This window comes from Jeotgalibacillus proteolyticus (genome assembly GCF_002926065.1).
In the GTDB taxonomy this organism is placed as follows: domain Bacteria; phylum Bacillota; class Bacilli; order Bacillales; family Jeotgalibacillaceae; genus Jeotgalibacillus; species Jeotgalibacillus proteolyticus.
In genome coordinates, this window is sequence record NZ_PREZ01000007.1 from 225,737 (window position 1) to 235,015 (window position 9,279).

A 9,279-nucleotide genomic window follows, 5' to 3' on the forward strand; every position below is an offset into this window, starting at 1 on the left:
TTATCCCTCCTGTGAAAATTCTGGTTCAAGATATCGTGCAGTGACGACTTTCTTTCTAGTGTAAAACTCTACACCGTCTTTTCCGTTTGCATGCAGCGAACCGAAGAAAGAAGACTTCCAGCCGGAGAATGGGAAAATAGCCATCGGAGCAGGAACACCCAGATTGATTCCCAGCATACCTGCATCAATGTTTTCACGGAAATAACGAACACTTGAAGCACTATCTGTGAAAAGGCAGGCACCATTTGCAAATTCTGACTGATTGGCTACTTTAATTCCTTCTTTCAAATCCTTCACCTTTACAATTGATAAAACAGGAGCAAAGATTTCATCCTGCCAAATTTTCATATCCGTTTTTACATCTTCAAAAATGGTTGGCCCTACAAAATAGCCATCATCAGAACTGCTATTACGGCCATCTAAAAGCACCGTGGCACCTTCTCTCTCCCCTTCCTCAATGTATTGAATGGTGCGTGCTTTGTTTTCTTCGCGGATAACAGGACCCAGGAAAACACCATCGTCCAACCCGTTACCCATTTTAATATTTCCTGATTCTGATTGTAGCTTTTGAATGAATTCGTCATAAATACCTTCCTGAACGGTAATAACTGCAGCAGCCATACAACGCTCTCCAGCGGAACCAAATGCAGCACTAATAATTTCCCTGACCGTTAGATCCAGCTTTGCATCATTAAGCACAATCGTATGATTTTTTGCTCCAGTGAGCGCCTGAACACGTTTAAGATTATCTGTTCCTTTTTTGAATACATATTCTCCAACAGGCTTTGAACCTACAAAGGAAATCGCTTTGATATGTTCATTTTCCAAAATACCATTTACTACATCGTGGGCTCCGTTAATCACATTAAATACACCGTTTGGCAACCCGGATGCTTCCAGTAATTCTACAAGTTTTTCAACAAGTAAAGGCGTTTTTTCTGATGGCTTCATAATAAAGGTATTACCTGTAGCAATCGCCATTGGGAACATCCAGCAAGGAACCATCATAGGGAAGTTAAATGGTGTAATACCGCCAACTACCCCTACTGGGTAACGGTAGTTTGTCCCTTCTACATCTGTAGCGATTGAAGACAATGAATCACCCATCATAAGACTTGGTGCACCAGCTGCAAATTCAACGTTTTCAATTCCACGTTGTACTTCTCCAAGTGCTTCATTCAAGCTTTTCCCGTTTTCTATTGTAATAATTTTTGCCAGCTCTTCTTTATTCTCGAGTAACAGCTGCTGGAATTTAAATAAAATACGTGCTCTTTTAGGAACAGCAACATTTTTCCATTCATGAAAAGCATTTTCCGCCACCGCAGCAGCATCATTTAGTTCTTCTTTTGTAGATAAAGGAACTTTTGCAATGACTTCTTTCGTGGCCGGATTATATACCTCTATTGCTTCCAAGCTTTTGCTTTCTACCCATTCTCCATTAATATAGTTTTTTAAAATTCTGACTTCTGACATTTTACTTCCTCCTCTATGGTAATCGCTTACAAAATTTTGATTAACTTATGACTAAACACTACCAATCAATAACTTTTTAGTCAAGTGTTAATTATATTTTGATTATCTTTTGGTTATATTCAATAATAATTGGTGATATTCACTTATTTATGTGCTACTATATATCTGCAGCTACTTTTAGCGGATCTAGTTAAATGGTTTCAGACATCTAGTATTAGAGAGTGAGAACTATAGCACTGGGGGTGATGTTGGATGAAAGTTAAAAGGATACATCAATTAGAAGATTATTTAAAAAACAAACAAGAGGCCTCCTTAGAGGAGTTGAAGGATTATTTTAACGTGTCTCTCAATACGATTAGACGAGATATTAATGAGCTGACAAAAGCTTCAATAATTAAAAAGGTTTATGGCGGGGTTGTTTATATCAAGAACAATCAAGCTACTAAGGCTTTTGAAGATCGGAATGTCAGTCATTTAACGGAAAAACAAAAGATTGGCCAGTATTGTGCTACGTTTATTAAACCTCATGACATCGTCTACCTGGATTCTGGCACGACCACTCACTTTGTTCTTGACCTTTTAGACAAAGATATTGAATTTACTTTGATTACAAACAGCCTAGAAGTCATTAATAAAGCTGTAGAATTTAAAAATGTCACTCTTATCGTTATTGGGGAAACCTATAAAAGATCAACTAAATCGTTTACAGGTATCTCAGATGACCAGACGATCAACAAATTCAACATCAATAAAGCATTTATGTCAGCAACAGCATTCTCAATTGATAGCGGAGCCTCTAATTCCGATTTATTAGAAAATAGGATAAAGAAGCTAATATGTGACCGGGCCCAGGATATCTTTCTATTGATCGATGACTCTAAATTCGGAAAAACCTCCCTCTACACATATTGTCATTTGAAGGATATTCACACCATTGTGAGTAACGTCGGTGTTGGTGAAAACTATATCAACCATATAGAGAAGTCCAAAACAAATATCATTCTATTATAGTAAGGAGAAAAATCATGCCATTATTAAAATTTCATTTATATGAAGGAAAAAGTGAAGGAGAGATCAAAAAAATTCTTGATGTAACTCATGAGATTACTGTTAAAACGTTTGAAGTCCCCCAAAGAGATCGTTATCAGCTCGTTCATGAACATAAAAAATATCAGATGATAATGGAGGATACAGGATTAGGGTTTGAACGGACTGACAATTTCCTGTTAATTCATATGGTTTCAAGAAAAAGAACAAAAGAGCAGTTAACAAGATTCTACGATAAACTGTCTGTCGCACTTAGGGATAAATGCAATATAGCGCCAACCGATTTAATGATATCAATTTCTCCAAATGGAGATGAGGACTGGAGTTTTGGGGAAGGAAAAGCTCAATTTATTACTGGGGATTTATCATAACAAAAAGGCATCTGCATAGCTCAGATGCCTTTTTTATATAAATGGATTTCAGCTAATTCTTTTGTAAGTTCAAATACCATTTGAGCATTTGACACATGATCCATCGCATGAATTAAAAAAATATCAATTGGAACTTCCTCTGTTCTGGCATTTAGACTTAGTAAGCTGGTCTGCTCCCGGTGTGCTTTAATTAGAAAGTTCTTTGCCTCAACAATTTTCTCATTATACCCTTCCTGGTCATTGTTTTTAGCACATGACAGGGCCTCGTAAGCACAATTTTTCACTTGTGCTGATTCTGTAATTAAAGGCATAAATCTGGCAATATCCACTTCCATTATTACAATGCCTCAGTCAATTGCTCAAAAATACTATAAACGTTCATATTATTATAATCATTTATGGATATCTTAAGGACTTTACCATCGGTCGCTGCACTATAATCTTCAAATTTATGATGAATCTGCGGCACCAATAAAACAACATCGACTGATTCCTCTTTAACAAAATCCAGCCCTTCTTCCGTATTCTTGGACTGTATTTTTATATTTTCATTTTCATCCTGTGTCAGCCCTTCCAGCTTATTCACCAATAAGCTCGTTGTAATACCGGCTTCACATACAACAATAATATTTTTCATTATCTGTACCCCCTGGGTTGTATAGTTTCTTAATTTAATATATTTTAACTTAGCTGATAATTAAATGTTTACCTTTACTGTTTAGACATATTTTAATTGTTTTAAACCGTATTTTGTTGTCTTCATTTACACAATTAGGGGGTTAAGGAATAAAAAACCGCAGACGTGATTACTTACTCTCTTGCAGCAGCAGTAACAAGTGGACAGTTATGATAAAGATAAAGTTCTAATAGACCCGACTCCAGTAAAATGATTAATAGAAAAGGAGTAAATAACAATCATCGTTAAACAATACTTGTTAAAAATTTAAACGAACCATTCGCAATGGTTGCGAATGGTTCGTTTTATGCAAAGGATATTCTTTCCACCTAGGAGGGTAATGTGAATGGGCTTTACATCCTCAATGTTCAGCAATTTAGAATCAATGCAGTAATTTATGAATCCCCCTAATAAAATTCTGTAATTTAAAAGATTTTTTTCAGAAGAATTTTTAAATCTCCTGTCCTCAAGGAAATCTTGATATGAGAATTTTAACAACAAAAAAGACTACCCCCCTTCATGTGGGAAGTAGTCTATGAATTACTAACTATTTAAAAACAATACAGCTTCACAAAATGGGCTTAAAAGCCTTACATCATGCCGCCCATCTCTGAGGCGGTTTTTTGTTTTCTTATAGTATAGCAAAAGCCTTTTAAAACAAGCTTTCTGATTTCATTATCCTAATAGGATTCCATAAGAAATGAAAAAAAAGTTAGCAAAAAAGTTAGCAAATTAATAGGAGGGATTTTTTTGGCACAATCATTTGACTATATAAAACATGCGAAACCCGAAATGGTTTTAGAAGAAATGATCACTGGTCCTCTCACCTCTTCTCATGAGGATCTAATTAATCGGTTAAGAGAAAAAGGACTGCCTGATGAAGTAGTTAATGTTTTGTTTCGTTTTACAATTCCCGTAAAGGATATGCGAGTAGATGTAATATTTATTGAAAATATTGCATCTACGTGGTCTAAGAAAAAAATTAATTCAGCTAATTATGCAGTCGAGGCTGCTTTAGAACAGCTCAAAACAGTTTTGCTCGAGGAACCTGACAAAGAAGAAAAATACATTCCAGATTCAAGCGACTCAACAAATCTTCACACTTTAATAAAATTCGCACAAAAATCGACCATTTCTAATGAAGATATTGGTCAATTATTTAGAGATCTATTTTAAAAAAACATGGGGTGATCACATGAAATAACTTTTCATAGCTATCTCATTAATCTCATTCGCAACCCTATTCTCTGCATGTAGTCAAGATGATCAGACCATAAATGAATTAGACTCTCATGAAATGGAACAATTCATTCAAAATAAGGAATCTGGATTCTTGTACATCAAATCCGCCCTTGATTCTCATAATGAAAGCGATGAGCAGCAGCTACGTGAAATAGAGCGTATTGCTGAAGAAGAGAATGTATCAATCCTAGTGTTTGACCAGGAAAGCTATAATGGTGATCTTTTCAATTTGGGGATTACACAGTACACAAGAACACTTGCTTATTACCAAAATGGTAAAGCGAAAAAAAATCTTGATTTTATGAATCTCAGTGAAGATCAGATCACCTCTGAAATAAGTAACTTTATTCAGGATGTTAAATTTGATTTCATTGACTAGCCTAAGGAGGTAATAACATGAATGATGACACCATCAATATTTTAGAGCAGTTTAGTGAAGTATTAGAGATCACAAATCCGATTACCTTTATGCTGCGTTGGATCGGATGGATAATTATTAAGGGTTTAGCCTGGCTTGTCGATTCACTTGCTACCATTACAGACTCAATTCTTGGCTTGAAACTCTTTTTCCAAGATTCCGAGATCACCAACTTAGTTGAGTTTCTGCTTCCCCTATCAGTTATTCTAATGGCATTTAGTTTGGCCTATACAGGTTATATGTTAGTGTTCCAGAAGAAAATGGATCGAGAAGGTATTATCGTGAATATCTTTATGGCTTTAGTTGTTCTTGGTCTTTTAGGAACAGCAATGGATAAAGCAAACCACTTCACAGATGAAGCGATAAATGCCCTTGATGTTAATACCACTAGCAGTATCAGTGAAAAAATAGTCAAAGATAATTTAAATGATATCGCTCAGTATGATGTTACAAGCTGGACTTCACCTCAGCTTAAAGAGCCGAATAGAATTCCAGAGAATCGAATTTTAAAAATTAATATCACTGAATCAATTGATGAAGACTTTAAAATATCAAGCCAGGACATGTCACAGGAAAGTCGTGATATATTATCGAACCGAATCCAATATGATGACGTAGGCTCACCTTCTCTCGTTGAACTTGATAATGGTTGGTTTACTGCTTTTAAAGAGAAATATTACCGCTGGGATTGGAACTTCTGGACAATCGCTATTACACTTGGAGTTATGGCATTTACAATGTTAACGATTGCGATTAAAATGGCAAAGCTTTTTTTCGAACTAGCATTTAATTACGTATTGGCTTCCATTATTGCCCCTGCTGATATTCATTCAGGACAAAAAACTAAGCAGGTAATTCAAAACATATTAAATATCTTTGTGGTTACAATTATGATCTTTCTATCACTTAAAATCTATATGATCGGGACTAACTTTATCACTCAAAACTTTGAAGGTGTCGCTTATCTCATCGCTCTCTTTGCCTTTTCCCTTGCTGTTATTGATGGTACAAATATAGTCGAACGACTATTTGGAATTGATGCAGGATTGAAAAGTGGATGGAGTGCATTAGCTGGAGGTTACGCTCTTACAAGAGGAGCAACAAGCACAGCTAAAGGTGCTGCTCAAGCAGTAAAAGGGATTTCCAGTGCAACGAAATCTGCTGGAGTAAAAGGAATGGGTGGTCTTGTAGGTGTTGCCGGAATGGCTCAGGGATTGAGATCAAACACACAAAATGATCCTAAACATGCTGACAGAAACAACACTAGGAATAGTGAAAAGTCTTCTGTAAATAATGAAAAACAAAATCCAAATTCATCGGATAAAAAAAACGCAAACTCACAAGAACTAAACAAAAATAATTCTATGAATGCAGCAACTTCTGAACCTACTCAAGACAGTTTTGATCCTAAAAGTAATGAAGAATCACCATCGGGATCTGGATCATCATTAGAAGAAGAAATGCAGAATCAAAATCAAAAACAAGATGAAAAATCTTCAGCTAATGCTCAAAAATATCAAGGACTACATGATGATATGGGATCAAAAAACGAAGCACTAAACACAAGTGTAAACGCTAGAATAAAGTTGACAGTTTTTGCTCGATAGGATTTTACACTTTTGCTCAATCAACCTACTACTTTAGTAAAATAGAGCGTGACGTTATTTTACTGGAGGTTAGGATTTTGGAGGAGAAGTTAGTGTTATACATAAAGATTCATGAATTACATAAGAGAAAGTTTAAAATAGCACAAATCGCTAAGGAGCTGAAGATTTCAAGACCGACTGTCTATAAGTATTTAGGCATGACATTTGAGGAAGCAAAAACATACACGGAGCAGCCTTTGGGGAAGAAGAAAAAACTAGATCTTTATAAAGACTGGATACTAGCCTGGCTGGAAGAGTATCCTCACTTGAGTAGTGCCCAAATTTATGATTGGCTTTTGGAGAGATATCCCGACCTCCTGGTCGGTGAAAGTACGATGAGAGCGTATGTGAAAGATATTCGAGAAGTCTATCAGATTGAGAAAGAGGTTACTGTCCGTCAATACGAAGCTGTTCCAGAACAACCGATGGGTAAACAACTTCAGGTCGACTGGGGGATCACAAGACAGAAAACGACTGACAACAAAGAAATCAAACTGTACTTTATTGCCTTTGTATTGGCCCACTCCAGACAAAAATATACGGAATGGCAGACCCATCCTTTCACCACAAGAGATGCGATTCGCTGCCATGAAAATGCATTTCAGTTCTATGGAGGACGAACAGAAGAAATCGTCTATGACCAGGATAACTTGATCGCAGTGAGTGAAAATGCGGGACAGCTGCTTTTAACAACTGAGTTTCAAAGCTATGTAAATGAACGAAAATTTAACGTTTATCTGTGCAGAAGAGCTGACCCAGAATCTAAAGGTATGATTGAAAATGTAGTGAAATACGTAAAAGGCAATTTCTCAGACAGTCGTGTGTTTAGCGACATAGAAGACTGGAATGAACGAGCAAGACAATGGCTCGTACGTACTGGAAACCATAAGGTTCACCAGACAACGAAAAAAAGACCAGCAGAAGTGTTTCTCCTCGAAAAGCAACACTTACAGCCAGTCTCTTCATTACTTTCATATGAAAGTACCAATAACCAAAGTATAACAAGAAGTGTAAGCAAGGACAATACGATCCGATACAAATCAAACCGTTATTCCGTCCCATTAGGGACTTATCAAACAATGAGTGAAAATCTTGTGTGGATTGAAGTGAAGGACGAAGATTATCAGACCCTTGTCATTCGCAGAGAAGCAAAAGGTGATGTCATTGCCGAGCATATGATTAGCTTAGAAAAAGGAAAACTTATTCAAAACCGTCATCATACCCGTGATCGCTCCAAAGGGGTTGAAGAGTTTAAGCAACACCTCATCTCTTACTTTGAAGATCAGATTCAGGCAACTACTTATTTAGATGAGATTAGTCAAAGATACCCAAGGTATCGTCGAGATCAATTTGTGATTATCAATAAGATCATTCAACGATATCCAGCGTTAATTGATACTGTTTTGACCAAGTGCCTGACAGAGAAATTATACAATGCGAATGATTTTCGTGATATTGCCCATCACCTTGATACATTGCGAGACGGACCAAATGAAGAGGTACAATCCTTGCATACCATTCTACCAAAACATTCTCATATCAAAGCCTCTACCCGTTCTCTAAATGCCTATACCAGCATTTTAGGAGGTAGAAGCTGATGAATAAGACTGTACATGAACTACAAGATCTATTCCGTCAGTTACGTTTATCAGAGACTGCGGAGGAGCTGCCACAGCTTCTTCGCGAAGCTGAAAAAGCATCATGGACCTACTTGGAATTTTTAGAGTCTATCACTCGATATGAATTAGCCAAACGTGAAGCGAAAAGCCTTGAAAAGAGAATGAAATGGGCACGCTTCCCTTTCGTGAAGTCGTTAGATGAGTTTGAGTTGAAAGGACAAAACGTTCTGACGGCTCGTCAGCTTTCTCAACTTCGAGAATTAAGCTGGCTAGAGCAACAGTACAATTTAATTCTTCTAGGTCCCCCCGGCATTGGAAAAACATACATCGCAATTGGGCTTGGACTTGAAGCTGTATACAGAGGGTTCAATGTTTATTTCGCTACAATGGGTGAACTTGTGCAGCTACTAAAATCAGAAGAATATTTGAATAAATCTAAAGTTCAACTCAAAAGAATGAGAAATGCCGATCTTGTGATCATCGATGATTTAATGTATATGGCCATGGATCAGAGAGAAGCAAACTTGTTCTTTCATTTGATTAATCATTTATACGAACGAAGTTCGATCATCCTGACTTCAAATAAAAGTCCAGATGAATGGGGTAATTTAATTGGTGATCAAGGGATTACAACAGCTATTTTAGATCGCTTACTTCATCGTGTGGAAGTCATCCATGGTGGTGAAAACGAGGAGAGTCATCGTATGAAAAACCGGAAAAGCATTTTTTCAGCAAAAGTGTAAAAAGGAAACGAGCAAAAAGTGTAAAATTCGACTTGACGTCTACA

Annotated in this window: 10 protein-coding genes; 7 read left to right on the forward strand and 3 right to left on the reverse strand. The window is 36.7% G+C overall.

Translation table 11 applies throughout. The annotated features are described in order from the left end of the window. Entirely contained in the window at positions 1-1,473 is a 1,473-nt protein-coding gene (locus C4B60_RS17980) for a CoA-acylating methylmalonate-semialdehyde dehydrogenase (RefSeq protein ID WP_104059413.1), read from the reverse strand. Positions 1,474-1,725: 252 nt separating this feature from the next. Between C4B60_RS17980 and C4B60_RS17985 the strand changes: the two genes are divergently transcribed. Both C4B60_RS17985 and C4B60_RS17990 read left to right on the forward strand, forming a co-directional pair. Next, positions 1,726-2,484, forward strand: coding sequence for a DeoR/GlpR family DNA-binding transcription regulator (locus C4B60_RS17985; RefSeq protein WP_104059414.1), 759 nt, complete (start codon positions 1,726-1,728; stop codon positions 2,482-2,484). Positions 2,485-2,498: 14 nt separating this feature from the next. Next, on the forward strand, positions 2,499-2,891 hold the full coding sequence (locus C4B60_RS17990; protein WP_104059415.1) for a tautomerase family protein: 393 nt from the start codon (positions 2,499-2,501) through the stop codon (positions 2,889-2,891). Between the two features lie 20 nt (positions 2,892-2,911). Here C4B60_RS17990 and C4B60_RS17995 read toward each other — a convergent pair whose 3' ends face one another. Continuing rightward, positions 2,912-3,226 (reverse strand): PTS sugar transporter subunit IIA, encoded by a 315-nt coding sequence (locus C4B60_RS17995; RefSeq protein WP_104059416.1) that lies wholly within the window; start codon positions 3,224-3,226, stop codon positions 2,912-2,914. A 2-nt stretch (positions 3,227-3,228) separates the two neighbouring features. Further along, a complete protein-coding gene (locus C4B60_RS18000) occupies positions 3,229-3,528 on the reverse strand; it encodes a PTS sugar transporter subunit IIB (RefSeq protein WP_104059417.1) in 300 nt (99 codons plus the stop codon). Between the two features lie 789 nt (positions 3,529-4,317). Here C4B60_RS18000 and C4B60_RS18010 point away from each other — a divergent pair. The 5 genes from C4B60_RS18010 to istB all read left to right on the forward strand — a co-directional run bounded on the left by C4B60_RS18010 (position 4,318) and on the right by istB (position 9,235). Then, on the forward strand, positions 4,318-4,743 hold the full coding sequence (locus C4B60_RS18010; RefSeq protein ID WP_104059419.1) for a DnaD domain protein: 426 nt from the start codon (positions 4,318-4,320) through the stop codon (positions 4,741-4,743). Between the two features lie 121 nt (positions 4,744-4,864). Then, positions 4,865-5,188, forward strand: a complete 324-nt coding sequence (locus C4B60_RS18015) for a hypothetical protein (protein ID WP_135122142.1) — start codon at positions 4,865-4,867, stop codon at positions 5,186-5,188. 17 nt (positions 5,189-5,205) lie between these two features. Beyond that, the gene (locus C4B60_RS18020) at positions 5,206-6,834 is read left to right on the forward strand and encodes a pLS20_p028 family conjugation system transmembrane protein (protein WP_104059421.1); all 1,629 of its coding nucleotides are present in this window, start codon (positions 5,206-5,208) and stop codon (positions 6,832-6,834) included. A gap of 92 nt (positions 6,835-6,926) precedes the next feature. Then, a complete protein-coding gene (gene istA, locus C4B60_RS18025) occupies positions 6,927-8,471 on the forward strand; it encodes an IS21 family transposase (RefSeq protein WP_104056617.1) in 1,545 nt (514 codons plus the stop codon). Beyond that, entirely contained in the window at positions 8,471-9,235 is a 765-nt protein-coding gene (gene istB / locus C4B60_RS18030; protein WP_104055485.1) for an IS21-like element IS643 family helper ATPase IstB, read from the forward strand. Before istA ends, istB begins: the two co-directional genes overlap by 1 nt. Positions 9,236-9,279: the final 44 nt, after the last annotated feature.